Annotated in this window: 15 protein-coding genes; 3 read left to right on the top strand and 12 right to left on the bottom strand. The window is 62.1% G+C overall.

The genetic code is table 11. From position 1 onward, the window contains the following. Positions 1-85 precede the first annotated feature (85 nt). The 10 genes from AC1MEK_RS04825 to AC1MEK_RS04780 all read right to left on the bottom strand — a co-directional run bounded on the left by AC1MEK_RS04825 (position 86) and on the right by AC1MEK_RS04780 (position 14,750). Positions 86-3,106 carry a multidrug efflux RND transporter permease subunit gene (locus tag AC1MEK_RS04825; protein ID WP_480395119.1) on the bottom strand — a complete coding sequence of 1,007 codons (3,021 nt, stop codon included), beginning with the start codon at positions 3,104-3,106 and terminating at the stop codon, positions 86-88. A 31-nt stretch (positions 3,107-3,137) separates the two neighbouring features. Beyond that, entirely contained in the window at positions 3,138-4,286 is a 1,149-nt protein-coding gene (locus AC1MEK_RS04820; protein WP_480395118.1) for an efflux RND transporter periplasmic adaptor subunit, read from the bottom strand. 336 nt (positions 4,287-4,622) lie between these two features. Next, on the bottom strand, positions 4,623-5,720 hold the full coding sequence (locus tag AC1MEK_RS04815; RefSeq protein ID WP_480395117.1) for a DUF1513 domain-containing protein: 1,098 nt from the start codon (positions 5,718-5,720) through the stop codon (positions 4,623-4,625). Position 5,721: 1 nt separating this feature from the next. After that, a complete protein-coding gene (locus tag AC1MEK_RS04810; protein ID WP_480395116.1) occupies positions 5,722-6,786 on the bottom strand; it encodes an imelysin family protein in 1,065 nt (354 codons plus the stop codon). A 39-nt stretch (positions 6,787-6,825) separates the two neighbouring features. Continuing rightward, positions 6,826-8,262, bottom strand: coding sequence for a di-heme oxidoreductase family protein (locus AC1MEK_RS04805; protein ID WP_480395115.1), 1,437 nt, complete (start codon positions 8,260-8,262; stop codon positions 6,826-6,828). 154 nt (positions 8,263-8,416) lie between these two features. Further along, positions 8,417-8,956 (bottom strand): hypothetical protein, encoded by a 540-nt coding sequence (locus AC1MEK_RS04800; protein WP_480395114.1) that lies wholly within the window; start codon positions 8,954-8,956, stop codon positions 8,417-8,419. 245 nt (positions 8,957-9,201) lie between these two features. Next, a complete protein-coding gene (locus tag AC1MEK_RS04795) occupies positions 9,202-10,551 on the bottom strand; it encodes an imelysin family protein (RefSeq protein WP_480395113.1) in 1,350 nt (449 codons plus the stop codon). Between the two features lie 322 nt (positions 10,552-10,873). Beyond that, entirely contained in the window at positions 10,874-12,925 is a 2,052-nt protein-coding gene (locus AC1MEK_RS04790; RefSeq protein ID WP_480395112.1) for a putative bifunctional diguanylate cyclase/phosphodiesterase, read from the bottom strand. A 304-nt stretch (positions 12,926-13,229) separates the two neighbouring features. Further along, the gene (locus AC1MEK_RS04785; RefSeq protein WP_480395111.1) at positions 13,230-13,826 is read right to left on the bottom strand and encodes a superoxide dismutase; all 597 of its coding nucleotides are present in this window, start codon (positions 13,824-13,826) and stop codon (positions 13,230-13,232) included. A gap of 321 nt (positions 13,827-14,147) precedes the next feature. Continuing rightward, positions 14,148-14,750 carry a LysE/ArgO family amino acid transporter gene (locus AC1MEK_RS04780; RefSeq protein WP_480395110.1) on the bottom strand — a complete coding sequence of 201 codons (603 nt, stop codon included), beginning with the start codon at positions 14,748-14,750 and terminating at the stop codon, positions 14,148-14,150. Positions 14,751-14,841: 91 nt separating this feature from the next. Between AC1MEK_RS04780 and AC1MEK_RS04775 the strand changes: the two genes are divergently transcribed. From AC1MEK_RS04775 to AC1MEK_RS04765, 3 genes are all read left to right on the top strand, one after another. Further along, positions 14,842-15,738, top strand: a complete 897-nt coding sequence (locus AC1MEK_RS04775) for a LysR family transcriptional regulator ArgP (RefSeq protein ID WP_480395109.1) — start codon at positions 14,842-14,844, stop codon at positions 15,736-15,738. Positions 15,739-15,917: 179 nt separating this feature from the next. Further along, complete coding sequence (locus tag AC1MEK_RS04770; protein ID WP_480395108.1) at positions 15,918-16,916, top strand: NAD-dependent epimerase/dehydratase family protein; 999 nt, start codon at positions 15,918-15,920, stop codon at positions 16,914-16,916. A gap of 81 nt (positions 16,917-16,997) precedes the next feature. Next, a complete protein-coding gene (locus tag AC1MEK_RS04765; RefSeq protein WP_480395107.1) occupies positions 16,998-17,861 on the top strand; it encodes an ATPase in 864 nt (287 codons plus the stop codon). Positions 17,862-18,667: 806 nt separating this feature from the next. Here AC1MEK_RS04765 and AC1MEK_RS04760 read toward each other — a convergent pair. Both AC1MEK_RS04760 and AC1MEK_RS04755 read right to left on the bottom strand, forming a co-directional pair. Next, a complete protein-coding gene (locus AC1MEK_RS04760; RefSeq protein ID WP_480395106.1) occupies positions 18,668-19,717 on the bottom strand; it encodes an alkene reductase in 1,050 nt (349 codons plus the stop codon). Between the two features lie 142 nt (positions 19,718-19,859). Further along, positions 19,860-20,162 carry an ArsR/SmtB family transcription factor gene (locus AC1MEK_RS04755; RefSeq protein WP_480395105.1) on the bottom strand — a complete coding sequence of 101 codons (303 nt, stop codon included), beginning with the start codon at positions 20,160-20,162 and terminating at the stop codon, positions 19,860-19,862. Positions 20,163-20,266 lie beyond the last annotated feature (104 nt).

Below are 20,266 nucleotides of genomic sequence, written 5' to 3'. Positions count from 1 at the left end.
AAAAAATGTGGGAGTGAGCTTGCTCACGAATAGGCCCGAAGGGCACCAAAGTAAGCATTCCAAGCCAACCCCTAGCGATCCCGAGTCAACCCTTGCGCGCCAACACCGTATAAACACAAGGCAACACAATCAACGTAAACAACGTCCCCACCGACATCCCCGTCGCGATTACCAAACCGATGTCGAAGCGGCTCACCGCGCCTGCGCCGGTCGCCAGAATCAACGGCACCATGCCGAACACCATCGCCGCCGTGGTCATCAACACTGGGCGCAGGCGAATGGCGGCGGCTTCTTCTACGGCTTCCCGTGCGCTCAGGCCCTTGTCATGGCGCAGCTGGTTGGCGAACTCCACGATCAGGATGCCGTGTTTGCTGATCAGGCCGATCAGCGTCACCAGCCCCACCTGGGTGTAGATATTCAGCGTCGACACACCGAGAAACAGCGGGATCAACGCGCCGCAGATCGACAGCGGCACCGTTACCAGAATCACCAGCGGGTCGCGGAAGCTTTCGAACTGTGCGGCCAGCACCAGGAAGATGATCGCCAGCGCCAGGCCGAAGGTGACCCACAGCGCGCTGCCTTCCTGCACGAACTGCCGCGAAGCCCCCGCGTAGTCATAGGCGAAACCGGCCGGCGCTTCCTCGCGAGCGATCTCGCGCACGGTGTCGATCGCCTCACCCATGCTGACCAGCGGGAAGCCCGAGATGATCGCCGAGTTGAGCTGCTGGAACTGGTTGAGCTGGCGCGGTCGTGCGCGGTCGCTGACGGTGATCAGCGTCGACAGCGGCAGCATCTTGCCCTCGGTGTTTTTCACGTAATAGTTGGACAGCCACTGCGGGTTGTCGCGGTAAGCGCGCTCGACCTGTGCGATGACCTTGTAACTGCGGCCATCGATGGTGAAACGGTTGATTTCCGCCTCGCCGAGCAAGGTCGCCAGGCTGCCGCCCAGATCCTGCATCGACACGCCCATCTGCGCCGCCTTGGCCCGGTCGATGTCGACCACCACTTCCGGTTTGTCGAACGCCAGGTCGACGTCCAGGAAGGCGAACTTGCCGGACTCGGTCGCGCGTTTCTTGATCCGGTCCACCACCTCCAGCAGCGCCGCGTAATCGTTCGGCGTGTTGATCACAAACTGGAACGGCAGGCCCTCACCGGTGCCCGGCAGCGACGGCAGGTTGAAGCCGAAGATCTGCAGCCCGGTGATGCTTTCCAGCTTTGCCTGGACCTCGGGCAACAGCTGCATCTGGGTGCGACTGCGCTCGTCCCAGGGTTTGAGCAGGAAGCCGCCGACGCCGGTCTGCACGCCGTTGAAGCCGTTGATCTGGAACGAGGAGTAGTACTCCGGAAACGCCTTGAAGATGCTGATGAACTGGTCGGTGTACTTGTTCATGTAGTCGAGGTTGGTCGGCTGCGGCGAGGTGGCCATCATGAAGATGATGCCCTGGTCCTCGTCCGGCGCCAGTTGCGACTGGCTGAACTTGAGAAACACCGGAATCAGCAACAGCACCAGCACCGCGAACACGATGACCACCGGCCGAGTGTTCAAGGTGCCGTGCAGCAGGCGCTGATATCGGCGCTTCAGGCCATCGAAAATCTGGTCGAGCTTGTGCGCCAGGCCCGTGGGATTTTCATCGTGGCGCAGCAGCACCGCGCACATCATCGGCGACAGCGTCAGCGCGACGATCCCGGAAATCACCACCGCGCCGGCCAACGTCAGGGCGAACTCCTTGAACAGTGCACCGGTCAGGCCTTCCAGAAAGCCGATCGGCGCATACACGGCGGCCAGGGTGATGGTCATCGAGACCACCGGCATGGCGATCTCCCGCGCGCCCTCCAGCGCGGCATCGAGCGGCGTCTTGCCTTCTTCGATGTGGCGGTGAATGTTCTCCACCACGACGATGGCGTCGTCGACCACCAGGCCGATGGCCAGCACCATGGCCAGCAACGTCAGCAGGTTGATGGAGTAACCCATCATCTGCATGAAGAACAGCACGCCGATCATCGACAGCGGAATGGTGATCACCGGGATCAGCACCGAACGCAGGGCGCCGAGGAACAGGAACACCACCACGATCACGATCAACACCGCTTCGATGAGCGTTTTCACCACCTCGTGAATCGACGCCTGAATGAACAGCGTGGCGTCGTAGGCGATGGACACTTTCAGGCTCGGCGGCAGCTGGCTTTCCAGCTCCGGCATGATGCGCCGCACTTCCTTGATCACATCCAGCGGGTTGGAACTGGGCGTGCCCTTAATGCCGATGTACACCGACGGCGTGCCATCGAACGAGCTGACCGTGTCGTAGTTTTCCGCGCCCATTTCCACCCGCGCCACGTCACCCAGCAGCACGCGGCTGTCGCCCTCGGTCTTGAGCGGGATGGCGGCGAAGGTCTCGGGGGATTTGAGATCGGTGGTGGCGTTGACGCTGGTGACGATGTACTCGCCCTTCACCTCGCCTGCGGCAGAGAGGAAGTTGTACTTGCGCACGGCCTCGGTGACGTCGTTGGCGGTCAGGCCGAAGCCTGCGAGCTTCACCGGGTCCAGCCACAGGCGCATGGCGAATACCTGATTGCCGAGAATCTCGGCCTCGGCCATGCCCGGCAGCGTCGCCAGTTTGGGCTGGATGACCCGCGACAGGTAATCGGTGATCTGCGGGTTGTTCAGTTCCGAGCTGTAGAAACTGATGTACATCAGCGCCGAGGCGTCGGCGGCTTCCTTGCTCAGCACCGGGTCTTCGGCGTCCTGCGGCAGTTTGTTCTTCACCTCGTTGGCCTTGGCCAACAGCTCGGTGTAGAGGCGGTCGCTGTTGGAGCCGATGCGCGCGTAGATCGAAATCACCGAGAAGTTCTGGCGACTGACCGAGGTCATGTAGTCGATGCCCTCGGCGCTGGCCAGGCTCTGCTGCAAGGGTTGTGTGATATAGCCCTGGATGGTTTCGGCGTTGGCGCCGGGGTAGGCTGTGGTCACGGTGATCAGGGCGTTTTCCATCTGCGGGTACTGGCGGATGGTGAGTTTGCTGAACGCCTGGAAACCCAGCAGCACGATCAGCAGGCTGATCACGCTGGCGAGCACGGGGCGACGGATGAACGGGTCGGTGAATGCCATCGATGAAAGCTCCTTTGACAGTCAGCGTCGATCAGTCAGCTTTAGGCTGGCTGGTTCCGACGGGGGCTGCCGTATCGGCACTGATGGCGACGTGGGCGCCGTTGTCCAGCTTGAGCTGGCCGCCGGTGACCACTTGCTCGCCCGCTTTCAATCCCTTGCGGATGACCACGAACCCACCGCGGCGCTCGCCGGTCTGGACGAACCGGCGCTCCACGGCCAGTTGCAGCTCGCCCTTGTCGTTCTTTTCCGGCTGGCCGTCGGCGCCTTTTTTCGGGCCTACGACAAATACCGAATTGCCGTACAGCGTGTAGGTGATGGTGCTCTCGGGCACCACCAGTTCGCGGCTGTCCCGGCCCAGGATGACCTGCAGGTTGGCGAACATGCCGGGCAGCAGCTTGCCGTCCGGATTGGGCAGGGTGGCGCGGATCAGCACGTTGCGCGTGGTGTCCTCGACCTTGGGGTTGATGGCGCTGATGCTGGCTTCGAAGGTGTTGTCAGGGTAGGCGGCGACGCTGACCTGAACCTTCTGCCCGATCGCCAGTTTCGGCAGCATCTGCTCAGGCACGAAGAAGTCGGCGTAGAGGCTGGAGAGGTCCTGCAAGGTGGCGATCACGGTGCCGCTGGCCAGGTAATCGCCGACGTCCACCTGACGAATGCCGATGGTGCCGCTGAAGGGCGCCAGAATGCGTTTCTTGGCCAGCGACGCGTTCAGTTGCGCGACGGTGGCGGCGGCCTTTTTCTGGGTGGCTGCGAGTTTGTCGAATTCGCCTCGGGAAATGGCCGCGTCGCCCACCAGTTTGCTGCCCCGGGCGTAGTCGACCTGGGCCAGGCCCAGGTCCGCTTCGGCGGTGCCCAACAGGCCCTTTTCCACATCGCTGTCCAGCTGCAGCAGCGGCTGACCGAGCTTGACCTTCTGCCCCGACTCGAACTGCACGGCCTTGACCGTGCCGGCGATTTCCAGGCTCAGGTCCACGCCCTGAAACGCCTTGAGGCTGCCGATCGCCGGCAGGCGGTTTTCCCACGGACGTTCCTCGACGACCGCCACGGCGACATTGATCGCAGGCTTGGGGGCAGAGAATTGCTGGATCTGTTTGTAGATCGAAAAGGCCTTGTACCCTCCCAGGGCCAGCACCACGATCAGGACCACACCCAACATGATCAACATGCGGCGACGCAACATATTCCACTTCCTTGGAGAACTGATGAATCTAGGCAAGCACGGTAATCGGGTTGCCTGTGAGTTGCCAGTGTTTGGCTTTGGACTCTTACTTTGATGCCCTGTCGGGCGCTATTCGCGAGCAAGCTCGCTCCCACATTTGCTTAAACGTGCCATGGCCTGTTGGATCTCCTTTGTCTGCTTTTAGGCCCGCCTCGAGATTGCGTCGAGCACACAAGGCGGACAACGGGGTCTGTCAGACTGCGGCACGTTTCAACAAATGTGGGAGCGAGCTTGCTCGCGAATGGCCCGAAGGGCATCCATGTAGCGCCCTCAAGCCAACTCAAAAAACCAAAACCCCTAAACCAAATGCAAATGGTTATCCCAAAACCCCGGCGGCAACTCCAGCGGCTGCGGCGCCAAGGTGCCCTGTCGGCAATCATAGAACCGGCAACGCCCTTGCCCCGACGTCACCACGAAACCATCAGCCACCGCGCCGACACCCGCACAATCGGGCAGCGGGGCGTCCAGGCGTACGGCGCCGCTGTCCAGGTCCCATATGAAGAAACGATTGCCGCGCGGCGCTGTTAAGGCGACCAGCCGCAGTTCGTTGTGAATGGCAACGCTGGCGGTGTAATGGGCCATCGCCGCCAATTGTTGTTCTGCAACCGGAAAGGCCTGGAACGGCTGGCCCGGGCGCTTGATCGCCAGCAGCTCGGCGGACTCGCTCGATGGCCCCATGAATTGCTGCCCGGCGACGATGGTGCCGTCGCTGGCAATGGCCATGTGGCGCACGCTGTTCATCTGCTGGCCGAGGGTTTCCTTGCTCAGCAGCGTGCCGTCGCGCTGCATCAGCACCAGGCTCGGCTCCATGGCGTCGAGGTTCATTTCCACGCGGCTTTCGGCTTCGGTGCGAATGCCGCCGTTGGCCACCACCAAGGTTTCGCCGTCCGGCATCCACGACACCTGATGCGGGCCGATGCCGTGGGTGGGGATCTCGCCGCTGTGTACCAAGCGCTCACCCTCGAAGCGATAGACGCCCAGCAGGCCACGGCCCGGATCGCGGGTGTCGTTTTCCGTGGCGTAGAGCCATTCACCGCTCTTGTGAATCACCGCATGGCCGTAGAAATGCCGGTCGGGTTTTGATGTGATGGTTTGCAGCAGATGGCCGTCGCGCAGGTCGATCAGGTAGCTCTGGGTGCCCGGGCGGCGGGCGACGAACAGGGCGATCGGCAATTGCGGGTGATTGATGATGTCATGGCAACGCTGGGCCACTTCGGTGGCGAACACCTGGGTGCCGTCCACGCGGTATCCCACGGCGTAGTGGCGGCCTTGGCCGTCGTCGCGGGCGGACAACAGCAGCGGGCTTTCGCCCTTCTTCTTGAACAGCGTCCAGCCACCCAGAGTGCAGGCGCTGAGCACGAGGCTGCCCAGCGCAAGAGCCTGACGTCGCAACATATCAGTCACCATCGTTGGCGTTGAAACCCAGTGCAATGCCCAACGCCTTGGCCAGTTCGCCTTCGTGCAGGCGGTGCACCACGTTAAGGCTGTCGTAGAACGCGTTCAACTGCTGACGGCCCTGTTCGGTGGCCAGAAGCTCGACCAGCGGCGGCTTGAGTGCGGCCAGTTGCTTGTTGGCTTCGGCGTAGGCGGCGTCGATCTTGTCGGCCAGCGGCTTCTGCTCGGCGGGCAACAGGCCGCGCAGGCCCTTGTTGTCGACCCCGGCCCAGACGGTCTGGGCGCTGGCCAGGCTGGCCTGCAGGCTGCTGAGCGACGACTTGCTGCGCCACGCATCGGCCTGGAACGGCTGCGGCACGCCCTTGGTCTGGCGGCCCAGCGGGGTGCCGAGTTTCTTCTTCAGGGTGTCCAGCGCCGTCACCTGTACCCGCAGCAATTCGGCGATGGCTTCGTGGGAATCGGCATAGCGCTGGTTGGGGAACTTGCTCAGTTGCGCGAGCATGCCGTCGGTGCTGTTCCAGCTGTTGAGGATTTCCTCGGCCAGGCTCTTCTGGCGCTCGCCGATGGCGGTCAGCAGCGGGCAATAGAGCGCCTTCTGATCGGCGGCGGCCATGTCGATGCCGGCGTCGAACAGGATGTACTCATAGGCCGATAGGCCTTGCACCACAACGCTGGACTTGGCCAACGCATCGGCGGTGATCTGTGGCTGGGCGGTGACCAGTTGCTCGACCTGACGCCCGACCAGATTTTTCTTGTCCGGCCAGAATTGCACCTGCCACGCACGATTGCCTTCAGCCAATGGCCCGATCAGCAGCGGCTGCAACTCGGCCCAGGCTTTCTGGGCCTTGAGGAAGTCGGCGCGGGCGCTTTCCAGGTCGCTCTTGCCTTGGCAGAACGCCAGCGCGCTGGCTGCCAGTTGCCGGTCGGCGTCCACCCAGCGGCTGTAGGTCGGCAGGATCACCTGTTTGGCGATGGCGGCAGACGTCACGGCTTGAGGGTCCGATGGCGCGCAGGCGCCCAGCGCGAGAGCGGCAAGGCCGGTGAACAACAGCTTGGGACGGAACATGTCCGGCTCCTCTTGATAAAAATACGTTTATAAAAAAGTTTATAGAGAGTTCAGAAACGCCAGCAGCGCGGCCCGCTGCTGCGCGTCGAAAGCCAACACCTGGCGCTGCGCCGGCAGCGCTTCGCCGCCATGCCACAACACCGCTTCCATCAGGTTGCGCGCACGCCCGTCGTGCAGAAACTGGGTGTGGCTGCTGACCGCCTGGGTCAGCCCGATGCCCCACAGCGGCGCCGTTCGCCACTGCTGGCCGTTGGCCTGGAATTCGTTGAGGTTGTCGGCCAGCCCTTCGCCCATGTCATGCAGCAACAGGTCGGTGTAGGGGCGAATCACCTGGCTGGACAGCTCAGGCTCTGCGGCATTGGCCGAGGTGGTGAACTGCGGCGTGTGGCACTGCTGGCAGCCTGCCTTGAAGAACAGATTCTTGCCGGCCAGCACCTGGGCATCGTCTACGTCACGACGCGCCGGTACGCCCAGATTGCGCGCGTAGAAGGTGATCAGCCGCAGGATGTTGTCGCTGACTTCCCGCTCGCCATCCGGCCCTTCGCCTTTGGGGGCTTGCAGGCAGGCGGTCTGGGCGGGCGTGCAATCGTCGGTGGTTTTCAGGCTGGAGGTCAGGCCCATGTCGCCCGCCAGCGCGTGGGCATTCTGCTGCACAACGGTGGGCTGCGAGGCTTTCCAGCCGAAGCGGCCGAGCACGGTTTTTTGCTCAATGTCATCCCAGACCCAGTTGGGTTGGCCGGCGATACCGTTGCCGCTGCTGCTTTCGGCGTTGGCCAGGATTGCGCTTTCGGGGATCGCCTCCAGCAGGCCCAGGCCGATCATCGGCGGGGCGATGCGCGCCGAGGCGCGGGTTTGCGGATGCATCGGACCGTAGCCGAGCTGGGTGATTTGCAGGGTCGGGCGGCGCAGCTGGACCGGCGTGCCATCGCGAAAGTGCACGGTCATTGTGTCATAGACCACGCGCACCTTGCCTTCGGGCGCAACGCCGGGGACTGCCATGTCCTGCAGCTGCGTGCCGTACACCGGCTCCGGCGTCAGGCCCATCTGTTGCAACTGCCGGGCATAGGCAGGCGGGTGCTCGCCCGGCGCATCGGGAATCGACAGGCGTACCAGCATCGACACCGCGTTGTCGGCACCGGGTTCGGGCGGGTGGCCACGGCCATCGCGGATGTGGCAGTTCTGGCAGGCGTTGGTGTTGAACAGCGGCCCAAGCCCGTCGCGCGCGGTCGTCGTCGAAGGGGCGATGACCCACGGATTGCGGAAGAAACTGTTGCCGACGCTGAAGTCCAGCCGCCGCGAGGGCGAGAGGTTGCCCGAGGGCAGGGCGAAGGCGTTGCGGTCGCTGCGGTTGACCGTTGCTGCGCCGCCCGACTGTGCTTCGCCGGGTTCTGCGGCGGTGAAACGCGGGGCGTCATCGCACCCGCCGAGGGCCGCAGCCATCAGCAGAACAAGCGAAAGACGGAACCGCGCAGTCATACAGATCCTGCAAAGGGCATGAAATCGGGGCGAGCAAGCTTACCAGCCCCGTCTGTAGGGAATAAGAGGGATTTGCGTTTGTAAGCGCCTCTCGCAATAGGTTGTTACCAATTAGCGCTCCGCCCCGGAAACTGACCGAGCGCATGGGCGACGTTCACACGCCGACGATCTCCAGTGACGGGTCTTCGATCATCAGTTGCATCAGGCGCTGTTCGCCTTCAGCGACCTTGAATGAGCGGTAATCGCCCACCGAGTCCAGTTGCCGTTCCCGCTCGCGGATCGCCAGTTCCTTGGCCCGGTCATAGCCGTAGTGTTCGACCCTGAACGACTTGGTCACGCTGCTGCCATCGCGCAGTGTGGTACGCGCTACCCAGTACGCGGTGCCGGTGTAGCAGCGGTAATGCACCCCGGGATAACCGCTGGTGTTGGTGGATATGATGCGTTGGCGGATATCCCGGCTCAGGCGAGGCAGGTGAGTCAGCATCAGGTAATCGCGAGCCGCGTCTGCTGCCCTGCGTGCCGATTCGCGACCGCCCCAGCGAGAGAATGAGAACAGCCGGTTGTAGGTTTTGCCGTCACGATAGATCGTCACCTTCCAGGCGCGAGGCCCCTTGGTGCCGACCAACAGGTGGATGCCGTAATCGTTGGCTTTGAGTGTGCTGACGCGGCGCCTTTTCTTGTTTCCTTTGGGCACTGTCTGTCTCCTCCTGGAGGGGATGGGTCAGGGAAGTGCGCATCATCGGCGGCGAAAACGAGGGGTTCAATCCGACATCGAACGAACAGGAAATGCCCTACAAAACTTACAGATCGGTCCTGTAAAACGCTGATTTTACGAAAGGTTTCAATATTTGTCGGCCCATGAAAAATGCCGATTCATTGCTGAATCGGCATCGTTTCGGTGACCTGTTCGCGCGCCTTGTAGCGCGCGAAAACGCGGGATCAGAACTCGTGATCGGCGTTGTCCGGGTTCAGGTCGGTGATCCCCAGTTTGCCGGCGGCTTCTTCGATGGCGCCGGTCTGCTTGACCAGTGCGGCGATGGCGTCGCGCACCACTTGGTTACCAGCGGTGTTGCCCGCAGCGATCAGCTGGTCGAAGTGCTCGCCCTTGTTGGCGTGATCGACGATCACCTGCAGCTTGGCCTGGGTGGCGTCCAGGTCGGCACGCAGGGTGCTGTCGGTTGCAGCATCGGCCTTGGCCACCAGAGAGGACAGGCTCGGGCCTGTGACCTTGCTGCCATCGACGCGGGTGTACTCGCCTAGGTAGACGTTGCGGATGCCCAGGCCGTTGTAGAAGTGCGAGTTGTGGGTGTTGTCGCTGAAGCAGTCGTGCTCGTCTTCGCTGGAGTTGGCTTCCAGCGCCACCTTCATGCGCTCGCCTGCCAGTTCGCCCAGCGACAGGCTGCCCATGCCGAAAAGCATCTTGCGCAGGCCGCTGTCGGCCGGTTCCGCTTCCAGGGTGGCGCGGTAGTTGTCGGCAACGCCCGGTTTCCAGTTGTTGACCATTTCTTCCAGATCGCTCACCAGCAGGTCGGTGACGGCTTTCAGGTAGGCGCGACGACGGTCGTTGTGGCCACCGGTGCCACCCTTGCCGTCGATGTAGTCGCTGGCAGGACGCTCGCCGGCACCGGGACCGGTGCCATGCAGGTCCTGGCCCCAGAGCAGGAATTCGATGGCGTGGTAGCCGGTGGCGACGTTGGCTTCCGAGCCGCCCAGTTCATTGAGGCTGGCCAGTTTCTCGGGGGTGATTTCGCTGACATCGACCTTGTCTTCGCCGACCTGGATCGACTTGTTGGCGATGATGTTGGCGGTGGCGCCCGGGTTGCCCAGCGCGTGCTGGTAGTCCTTGGCGACGTAGTCGATCAGGCCTTCGTCCAGCGGCCAGGCGTTCACCTGACCTTCCCAGTCGTCGATGATGGTGTTGCCAAAGCGGAAGACTTCGCTCTGCATGTACGGAACGCGGGCGGCGACCCAGGCGTCGCGGGCGGCCTTGAGGGTCGTGTCGTTCGGCGTGGCGAGGAAGGCGTCGACGGCGGTGCTGAGCTTCTTGGCAGTGGATTCGGCGTCGCTGAACACGGCAAAGACCATGCCCGCGTAATTGGCGACCACGGCCTTGACTTCAGCCTCGCTGGCCTTGGCAGGCGCGGCGGCCGGTGCGGTTGCGGGCGCCTGGGCAGCGGCTGGAGCCGGGGTTGGCGCGGCGGCGGCGGGCTTGTCCTTGCCTTGGTCGCAACCGGCCAGGGCGATAGCGAGGGCCAGCAGACTGGCGGTTGCCAGGGGCGTACGAATCATGACGGAATCCTGCGTCGAGAGTGTGAGGGGACGGGGCGAGGCCGAAAAAAGCTGCGACATAATGCGAAAGATTTGCATTCGGTGTAAAGGCGAAATGCCGCGACGCGGGAGGGGAGATATTTCAAGCTGTTACAGGGGATTTCAGGGATTGAATGTTTTTGATTCTGGGCGAAGCCCGTGGGAGCCGGCTTGCTGGCGAAAGCGTCAGGTCAGACACCAAAAGGTTGAATGACACACCGCATTCGCCAGCAAGCCGGCTCCCACAGGTAAGGGGCTCACGGGTTCGCGCTTTTCAGGGTCAGCAAGTCGGCTTCTACAAGGTTTAGAGCACACCCACCTGCGAGCGCTTGGCATGCTTGAGATAGGAAAGCAGCTCCCGGGCCGGCAGCGGTTTGCTGTAGAAGTAGCCCTGACCTTCGTGGCAGCCCTCGGAAATGATGTACGCCTCCTGCTCGGTGGTTTCCACGCCCTCGGCGATGACCTGCATGCCCAGGCTTTTGCCGAGCTGGATGATGGCGCGCACGATGGTGGCGTCGTCATCGTCGTCGATCAGGTCCTGCACGAAGCTCTTGTCGATCTTGATCTTGTCCAGCGGCAGGCTTTTGAGATAGCTGAGCGACGAATAGCCGGTGCCGAAGTCATCGATCGCGATCAGCGCGCCCGAGCGGCGCAGGCTGAGCAGGTGCTGGGCGGCGGTGCTGATGTCTTCCATCAGGCCGGTTTCGGTGACTTCCAGCTCCAGGCTGCGCTGTGGCAGGCGGTAGATCTGCAGCAGGTTGTTGACCACTCGCGGCAGCTCGGAGTGGTGCAATTGCACGGTGGACAGGTTCACCGCCATACGCAGTTCGGTGAAGCCCTGATCGTGCCATTCACGCAATTGTTTGCAGGCCTGGTCCAGCACCCATTCGCCGATGGCGATGATGGTGCCGTTCTGTTCGGCGAGCGGGATGAACTGGTCTGGCGGCACGAAACCGTGTTCCGGGTGAATCCAGCGGATCAACGCCTCGACACCGACCACACGCTGGTCGCGGTAGCTGATCTGCGGCTGATAGACCAGATGAAACTGCTCGCGCACCAGCGCCTCGCGCAGGTCTTTGTCCAGCTCGCGGCGGCGACGCATCTCGCTGTCGACGCTGGCGATGTAGAACTGATAGCGGTTGCGTGACCGGGTCTTGGCCAGGGTCATGGTCTGTTCGGCTTTTTGCAGCAGCTTCTCGGTGCTGTCGCCGTCTTCCGGGAACAGGGTGATGCCGATGGTGGCGCGCAGGCGGATCTCTTCCTGGTCCAGGGCAAACGGCGCTTCCAGATCATCGAGAATACTTTGCGCCAGCTCGGCCGCTTCGTAGGGTTGCTCGATGTCGGCCTGTACCAGGGCGAACTGGTCACCGCCCAGCCGCGCCAGGGCGCCCAGACGTCCGCTGTGTCCGCGCAGACGATCGGCCAGCGCCAGCAGCAACTGGTCACCTGCCTGATAGCTGAACTGCTCGTTGATGCCCTTGAAGTCGTCCAGCCCGACGCAGAGCACGGCCACGCGATGCTGCACCTTGCCGGCATCGATAAGAATCTTGTCCAGTTGCTGCTGCAGTTGCTGGCGATTGGGCAGGCCGGTGAGGAAGTCGTATTGCGCCATGCGCTGCAGGCTGGATTCGGCTTCGTGACGCAGGTGGGTGTTGCGTTCGATGGAGGACAGCAGCTGGTTGGCGGTGGTGACCCAGATGCCCAGCTCGTTCTTTTCATGCCCCTTGAGCAAGGGCAACTGGTGTTCGCTGGGGCGGTCGGGGTTGATGCTGGTCAGGTGTTCGATGATGCGTGACAGCGGCTTGGTCAGCAGCCAGTGATAGACCAGGTACAGCACCATGCCCATCGCCATGGCCCGCAACACGCCCGAGATGAAGATGATCAGGGAATTGGTCAGGAAGCCTTCGCCATAGGTGGCGGTGTCCAGAGTGATGCGCAGGTCGCCGTAATATTCGCTGTAGGGGCTGCGGCCCACCAGTTGGGTGGTGAAGCTGCGTTCCTGGCCGAGAATCGGGTCGGTCAGCCAGCGGGTCGGGCTTGGTGCCAGATCACGGGTTTTTTCCGCCAGCAGGGTTTCGTTGGGATGGCCGATGGATGCCATGCGCACGGCCTTGTCCTGAAACAGGCCTTCGATGACTTGCATACCCATCTCACGGTCCAGGCTATAGACAGCCTGGGTCGAGGGGTCGCGGAACATGTCGAGAATCCGCCCGGCGTCGGTGGCGACGGCCTGGCGAGTCTTGTACGCGTCGTACACGATCTGCGCGCAACTGAGCACAACGCCCACGACCAGCGCCGAAAGCAGCACCACACGCAGCAGCTTCACCGACAAGCTGTTCTTGAGTTCCAGCTTCAAATGGGCATTCCTTCATCCATGCGATAGCGGGTGACTGTTGCAAGCATTGGCAATGCTCGCCGTCCGCGTCAAGGTCCTGATACACCTTGACCTGTTTCATACCGATAACAACTGCCGGCGGGCAAGTGGGGCTATCGGTACTGTGTCGGTAATAAGCCAGTGGAACTTGAGCGACGATTCATCGGATCGGGCGGAATTTGATATTAGTCCGCTATCGTTGTCCGACGATACATAAAGGACGACAGAAGGCGAAAAAAAACCCGGACAGGCCGGGTTTTTTATGAGCAACCGATTGATCCGGGGATCAGGCGGTGAAGGTCTTGCCTTCGAACTGCTCGGCGACGAACTTCCAGTTCACCAGGTTCCAGAACGCCTCGACGTATTTTGGACGCAGGTTGCGGTAGTCGATGTAGTAGGCGTGTTCCCACACGTCGCAGGTCAGCAGCGGGGTGTCGCCGTTGGTCAGCGGGTTGCCGGCGCCGATGGTGCTGGCCAGAGCCAGGGAACCGTCAGCCTTTTTCACCAGCCAGCCCCAGCCGGAACCGAAGGTGCCGATGGACGTCTTGCTGAACTCTTCCTTGAACTTGTCGAAAGAGCCGAAAGCGGCGTTGATGGCGTCAGCCAGGGCGCCGGTCGGTTGGCCGCCAGCGTTTGGCGCCAGGCAGTTCCAGTAGAAAGTGTGGTTCCAGACCTGGGCTGCGTTGTTGAAGATACCGCCCGAGGAAGTCTTGACGATTTCTTCCAGAGTCTTGCCTTCGAACTCGGTGCCTGGCACCAGGTTGTTCAGGTTCACGACATAGGTGTTGTGGTGCTTGTCGTGGTGGTATTCCAGGGTTTCCTTGGAGATGTGCGGTGCCAGAGCGTCGTGTGCGTAAGGCAGCGGCGGCAATTCGAAAGCCATGGTGATTCTCCTACTCAGGTCAGGTTGCGGTTAGCGCAAGGCCGATCACGGGCGGCCGTACAGAATATGCGTCGTGAGTTTTTCTCTTTTGCGACACAGGGGCAGGATCATAGCACCGGCCCCAGACCATAACCACGCAACAACTGTGTGGGATAGAGGTTCCAGAGCATTGGGCGGGCGGGAGATGAATTTTTTGGGGCGGGATCGGAAAGCTTTTGTGGGAGCCGGCTTGCTGGCGAATGCGTCAGGTTTGACCCTTCAACGGTAAATGACACACCGCATTCGCCAGCAAGCCGGCTCCCACATGGGAATGCATACCTGTCAGACCGAACGAACCAGCTGCACCGCCACACTGAACATCATCACCGCCACCATCAGGTCCAGCAGCCGCCAAGTGGCGGGGCGGGCGAGCCAGGGGGCCAGCCAGGCGGCGCCGATGGCCAGGGTCGAGAACCACAGCACTGACGCACTGGCAGCGCCCGCCACATAGGCGCCGGGCATGGCCTGTTGTGCGCCGAGGGAGCCGATCAGCAGCACGGTGTCCAGGTAAACGTGCGGGTTGAGCAGGGTGACTGCCAGTGCAGTCAGCAACACCGCACGGCGCGAGCGCTGGCCGTTGCCTTCACCTTGCTCCAGGCTTTGCGGGGTCAGCGCGCGGCGCAGCGCCTTGGCGCCGTACCACAGCAGAAAGACCACACCGCCCCAGCGCGCGATGGCCAGCAGCGTCGGGTTGTGCGCCAGCACATTGGCCAGGCCGAACACCCCGGCGGTCACCAGAACCGCATCGCACAGAATGCACAACACCGCCACCGACAGGTGATGCTCGCGGCGCAGGCTTTGGGCCAGCACATAGGCGTTCTGCGTGCCGATGGCCATGATCAGGCCGAAAGCGACCAGAAGTCCGTTGAGATAGCTTTGCCACATGGCGCTGTGCTCCAGAAATTGATGTGGCGATTGTCCGCTCGATAGCGGTATAAGAAAAACCAATAAAGCTCATCGCTCATTAGGAAAAATGATGTTCGACTATAAATTGCTTTCAGCCCTGGCGGCGGTGGTCGAGCAGGCCGGGTTCGAGCGGGCGGCGCAAGTGCTGGGGCTGTCGCAGTCGGCTGTTTCGCAGCGGATCAAACTGCTCGAAGCGCGGGTCGGCCAGCCGGTGCTGGTGCGCGCGACTCCGCCAAGCCCGACGGAAATCGGCCGCCGTCTGCTCAACCACGTGCAGCAAGTGCGGCTGCTGGAGCGTGACCTGCAAAGCGTGGTTCCAGCGCTGGATGACGGGGGCGCGCCGGAGCGCTTGCGCATCGCACTGAACGCCGACTCCCTGGCGACCTGGTGGGCGCCGGCCATTGGTGATTTCTGCGCCGAGCGCAATCTGTTGACCGATCTGGTGGTCGAAGACCAGGACGTCGGCCTCAAGCGCATGCGTGCAGGCGACGTGGCAGCTTGTCTGTGTGCCAGCGAGCGGCCGGTGGCGGGCGCGCGCAGCCTGCCATTGGGCGCCATGCGCTATCGTGCACTGGCCAGCCCCGAATTCATCGCCCGGCATTTTCCCCATGGCGTGACCCCTGAGCTTTTGGCGAAAACCCCGGCGCTGGTGTTCGGGCCGGATGATTTTCTGCAGCATCGCTATATGGAATCGCTGGGCGTCAAAGACGGTTTTCAGCATCATCTGTGCCCGTCGTCCGAAGGCTTCATGCGCATGACCGAGGCCGGAATGGCCTGGGGCCTGGTGCCGGAAATGCAGGTACGCGCACAGATGGCAGCCGGGAAACTGGTGGATTTGTTCAGCGATCGCTGCATCGATGTGCCTTTGTACTGGCATCATTGGCGCAATGGCGGGCAGTTGTTGAATCAACTGACCGACCACCTGGCGAAAAAAGCCCGGCACTGGTTGGTGCCGCTGGAGGGATAATGAGCGTCATTCGATGTGCTTCTGGGCGAAGCCTGTGGGAGCCGGCTTGCTGGCGAATGCGTCAGGTCAGGTAATGATGGGTTGAATGACACTCCGTATTCGCCAGCAAGCTGGCTCCCACGCCTGCGGCAGAGGCGGATACGAGTGAAGTTTGGATTAATGAAAGTCTGGAGCGGTAAATGAAGATTCTGGTCACCGGCGCAAGCGGCTTCATCGGCGGGCGCTTTGCGCGCTTTGCCCTGGAGCAGGGCCTTGACGTTCGGGTCAACGGCCGTCGCGCGGAAGGTGTCGAACATCTGGTGCGGCGCGGCGCCGAGTTCATTCAGGGCGATCTGAACGATCCGGATCTGGTGCAGGCGCTGTGCGATGACGTCGAAGCGGTGGTGCATTGCGCCGGGGCCGTGGGCACCTGGGGGCGGCGGCAGGATTTTCATCAGGGCAACGTGCAGGTCACCGAAAACGTGGTCGAAGCCTGCCTGAAACAGCGGGTGCGGCGCCTCGTGCATCTGTCGTCGCCTTCGATCTATTTCGATGGCCGCTCGCACCTGAATATCCGCGAAGAACAGGTGCCCAAGCGCTTCCACAATCATTACGCGGCGACCAAGTATCTGGCCGAACAGAAGGTGTTCGGTGCCGAGGAATTCGGTCTGGAAGTCATCGCATTGCGCCCGCGCTTCGTCACCGGGGCCGGCGACACCAGCATCTTCCCGCGGCTGATGCAGATGCAGCGCAAGAAACGCCTGTCGATCATCGGCAACGGCCTGAACAAGGTCGACTTCACCAGCATCCAGAACCTCAACGACGCGCTGCTCAGCAGTTTGCAGGCCAGCGGCTCGGCCCTGGGCAAGGCGTACAACATCAGTAATGGCACGCCGATTCCGGTCTGGGATGTGGTCAATTACGTCATGCGCCAGATGCAATTGCCGCCCGTCACGCGCTATCGCTCTTATGGTCTTGGCTACAGCGCCGCCGCGCTCAACGAGGCAGCGTGCCTGCTCTGGCCGGGGCGACCTGAACCTACGCTGTCGAGGATCGGAATGCAGGTCATGAGCCGAGATTTCACCCTTGATATCAGCCGCGCCCAGTATTATCTCGATTACCAGCCCAAGGTCAGTGTCTGGGACGCGCTGGACGAGTTCTGCAGTTGGTGGAAAGCCCAGCACGGCGGGGCGTTGTGAAACATCGGCCACTGAACATGGTCATGATTGTCGGCAGGTGTGCTGCCGTCAGCAGATTTACCGGTTTTTAAAGGGAAACCCATGCGCAAAGATCCTTACGACGACGTCGATGACGTCCCAAGCCTCAGCGCCAAAGATGATGACGACGATTTCGTCCCCACCACCGCCGCAGCCCGCGAGCGCACCACGGTGTATTCGCGCACCACGCCAGTGGTCAAGGTCAAGGCGCCCGGTACTGGCGCGCTCTGGGCGTTGATCGGCGCGCTGTTCATCGCGTTTTGCGGCCTGGGCTGGTGGAGTTTTCAGCAGGTCTCGCTGATGGAGCAGCAACTGGTCGCGACCCAGGAAAGCTTCGCGCGGATCAGCGAGGAAGCGGCGGGGCGCCTGCAGGCGATTTCCGGCAAGGTGGTGGCCAGTGAGTCGGTGGCCACCAGCGGCGGCGAGGCGATGAAGGCGCAGATCAAGGCGTTGCAGGACCAACTGGCCGAGCAGAACAAGCAGGCCCAGGGTGTGGCCGGTCTGCAGGGTGGGCTGGACAAGCGCCTGGAGCAGATCGCCAGCCAGTCGACGCAGCAACAGGCGAGCAATCAGCAACTGCAGGAGCAGCTCAAGGCCGTGGCCACCGAGCTTGCGGCGGTCAAGGCGTCGATCCCTGACGGCAAGGCGGCGCAGGCCGAGCAGGATCGTCTGGACACCCAGCTCAAGAGTCTGAGCGCTGACGTGGCTGCGCTCAAGAAGAGCAACAACAGCCAGGCGATCGAGCGCCTGGAGCAGGACATGATTGTGCTCAAGAGCGAGCAGGACAACCGCCCGGCGCAAGCGGCTCAGTCAGGGGCGAGTACGGCGGAGTTCGATGCGTTTCGTGGGCAGATGACCCGGAATCTGAATACGTTGCAGAGTCAGATTCAGAATTTGTCTCAGCAGATTAATGCGCGGGGGCAGTAAGCTTTTTGTATCCCGTGCTGATCCAGTTGCGATGGGGAAGCTGATATCGCGGGTTCTGCCTAACGGCAGAAGCGTTTCGGCTTCGCCGAGTTACTTGGAAAAGACCCCCAAGTAACCAAGGGGTCCTGCTCCTGGTTTGGGTCCTCCTTCGTCGGACTACCTTCACTCCGGTCCCGCTCCGTGGGCCCGGCGTGAAAGGGCCATCCATGGCCCACACGCCTCTCGCCGCATCCATGCGGCTCGACCCACTCCGCGAGACCTCCATTCAGCCTGCACCCAAGTCGCGTTTGCGTCGTCTGGGCTGTCGCGCATGAAGATCAAAAGCCAGATCAAAAGCGATTGGCTAACGCCATCGTCCGGCTAACGCCGCTCCCGTAGCAGCCGAGCTTGCTCGCGGGTCGCCCTCAAGATCGCCCCGCCGGCAAGCCGTGCTGCTACGGGGCGGTGTACACCTGCTTTTGATTTTGATCCTCATGCGCGATAGCCCAGACGACGCAAACGCGACTTGGGTGCAGGCTGAATGGAGGTCTCGCGGAGTGGGCCAAGCGGCAGGATGCCGCGCGAGGCGCGGGGCCATGGATGGCCCATTCGCGCCGGGCCCACGGAGCGGGACCGGAATGAAGGTACCCCGACGAAGGAGGGGCCCAACCAGGAGCAAGACCCCTTGGTTACTTGGGGGTCTTTTCCAAGTAACTCGACGAAGTCGAAACAGGTCTGACGTTAGGAAGAACTCACAAGAGCAGCCTCACCGCCTAAAACGGGTGTGCACCCAAAAGCGCACCACCCGCCGACAAAGTCGTATCAGCTCAAAGCGCAGGATAATCCAGATACCCCACCGCCCCCTTCCCATAAAACGTCTCCGGATGCGCCTCGTTCAACGGTGCATCCTTCGCCAGCCGCGCAGGCAGATCGGGGTTGGCAATGAACGGCACGCCGAACGCCACCGCATCGGCCTTGCCGCTGGCCAGCCAGGCATTGGCCGAGGCTTTGGTGAATTTCTCATTGGCGATGAACACCCCGCCAAACGCCTCTTTCAGACGCGGACTCAGGCTGTCATCCAGCTCACGCTCACGAGCGCAGATGAAGGCCACGCCGCGTTTGCCCAGTTCGCGCGCCACGTAGGTGAAGGTCTCGGCCAGGTTATCGTCGCCCATGTCGTGGGAATCGGCACGCGGTGCCAGGTGCACGCCCACGCGGCCTGCGCCCCAGACTTCGATGGCCGCATCGGTGACTTCCAGCAACAACCGCGCGCGGTTTTCCAGCGAGCCGCCGTAGGCGTCGGTGCGTTGGTTGGTGCTCGATTGCAGGAATTGATCGAGCAGGTAACCGTTGGCGCCATGAATCTCCACGCCGTCGAAGCCGGCGGCCTTGGCGTTTTCGGCACCGGTGCGGTAGGCCTCGACGATCTCTTCGATCTCGCCCAATTCCAGCGCGCGCGGCGTCGGGTATTCGGCTTGCGGGCGCACCAGGCTCACGTGGCCTTTGGGTTTGATCGCACTCGGCGCAACCGGCGCCTCGCCGTTCAGGTACATCGGGTGAGACACCCGGCCCACGTGCCACAGTTGCAGGACGATCTTGCCGCCTGCGCCGTGAACGGCCTTGGTGACATTGCTCCAGCCACGCACCTGATCGTTGGACCAGATGCCGGGGGTGTCCGGGTAGCCCACGCCCATCGGCGTGACGGAAGTTGCTTCGCTGATGATCAGGCCAGCCGAGGCGCGCTGCACGTAGTACTCGGCCATCATCGCGTTCGGCACACGGCCTTCGTCGGCGCGGCAGCGGGTCAGCGGGGCCATGATGATGCGGTTGGCCAGCTCCAGGTCGCCGATCTTGATCGGGTCAAAAATCGTGGTCATCGGGGATATCCTCAATGAAATCTACAGGGTGAATCCGCAGTCTTTTCAAGCAAACGCCGGTGCGCTGATTCTCGATGATCAGTTGGTAACGGCAGCCAGCCCGGCATCGCCGCGCTGACACAAATTGGTCCTGGAAATCGGGCTAGAGTTGTTCGCCCAGTGCCTGCAAAAACGCCTGAATGGCGTCTTCGTTGCGTTTGAAAAAATGCCACTGGCCATGCTTTTTGCTGATGATCAGCCCGGCCCGTTGCAGCGTGGCGAGGTGCGAGGACACGGTCGATTGCGACAGCCCGGCCCGTTGGTCGATCTGCCCGGCACACACGCCCAGATCCAGCGGGTGATACTGGTCGGGGAAGCAGGTGGCGGGTTCTTTCAGCCAAGCGAGGATCTGCCGGCGAACCGGGTGGGCCAGGGCTTTTATGATTTCGTCGAGGTCGATTTGCATGTCGTTCTCAATCGGCGTGTAGCGGTATATCGCGATGGGACGAACCTTATATCGATAAATCGCGATACACAAATATGAATGGATGCTAAGCATGGGACGAATCG

It is taken from the genome of Pseudomonas sp. 2, assembly GCF_056627435.1.
Note: the sequence above shows the minus strand (reverse complement) of the source record. Positions and strands in the feature narration are given on the sequence as shown.

Coding starts and splice junctions, on each gene's coding strand:
- AC1MEK_RS04755 (WP_480395105.1), bottom strand. CDS start 20,162: ATGCAAATCGACCTCGACGAAATCATAAAAGCCCTGGCCCACCCGGTT.
- AC1MEK_RS04810 (WP_480395116.1), bottom strand. CDS start 6,786: ATGTTCCGTCCCAAGCTGTTGTTCACCGGCCTTGCCGCTCTCGCGCTG.
- AC1MEK_RS04825 (WP_480395119.1), bottom strand. CDS start 3,106: ATGGCATTCACCGACCCGTTCATCCGTCGCCCCGTGCTCGCCAGCGTG.
- AC1MEK_RS04775 (WP_480395109.1), top strand. CDS start 14,842: ATGTTCGACTATAAATTGCTTTCAGCCCTGGCGGCGGTGGTCGAGCAG.
- AC1MEK_RS04760 (WP_480395106.1), bottom strand. CDS start 19,717: ATGACCACGATTTTTGACCCGATCAAGATCGGCGACCTGGAGCTGGCC.
- AC1MEK_RS04780 (WP_480395110.1), bottom strand. CDS start 14,750: ATGTGGCAAAGCTATCTCAACGGACTTCTGGTCGCTTTCGGCCTGATC.
- AC1MEK_RS04805 (WP_480395115.1), bottom strand. CDS start 8,262: ATGACTGCGCGGTTCCGTCTTTCGCTTGTTCTGCTGATGGCTGCGGCC.
- AC1MEK_RS04820 (WP_480395118.1), bottom strand. CDS start 4,286: ATGTTGCGTCGCCGCATGTTGATCATGTTGGGTGTGGTCCTGATCGTG.
- AC1MEK_RS04770 (WP_480395108.1), top strand. CDS start 15,918: ATGAAGATTCTGGTCACCGGCGCAAGCGGCTTCATCGGCGGGCGCTTT.
- AC1MEK_RS04795 (WP_480395113.1), bottom strand. CDS start 10,551: ATGATTCGTACGCCCCTGGCAACCGCCAGTCTGCTGGCCCTCGCTATC.
- AC1MEK_RS04815 (WP_480395117.1), bottom strand. CDS start 5,720: ATGTTGCGACGTCAGGCTCTTGCGCTGGGCAGCCTCGTGCTCAGCGCC.
- AC1MEK_RS04785 (WP_480395111.1), bottom strand. CDS start 13,826: ATGGCTTTCGAATTGCCGCCGCTGCCTTACGCACACGACGCTCTGGCA.
- AC1MEK_RS04765 (WP_480395107.1), top strand. CDS start 16,998: ATGCGCAAAGATCCTTACGACGACGTCGATGACGTCCCAAGCCTCAGC.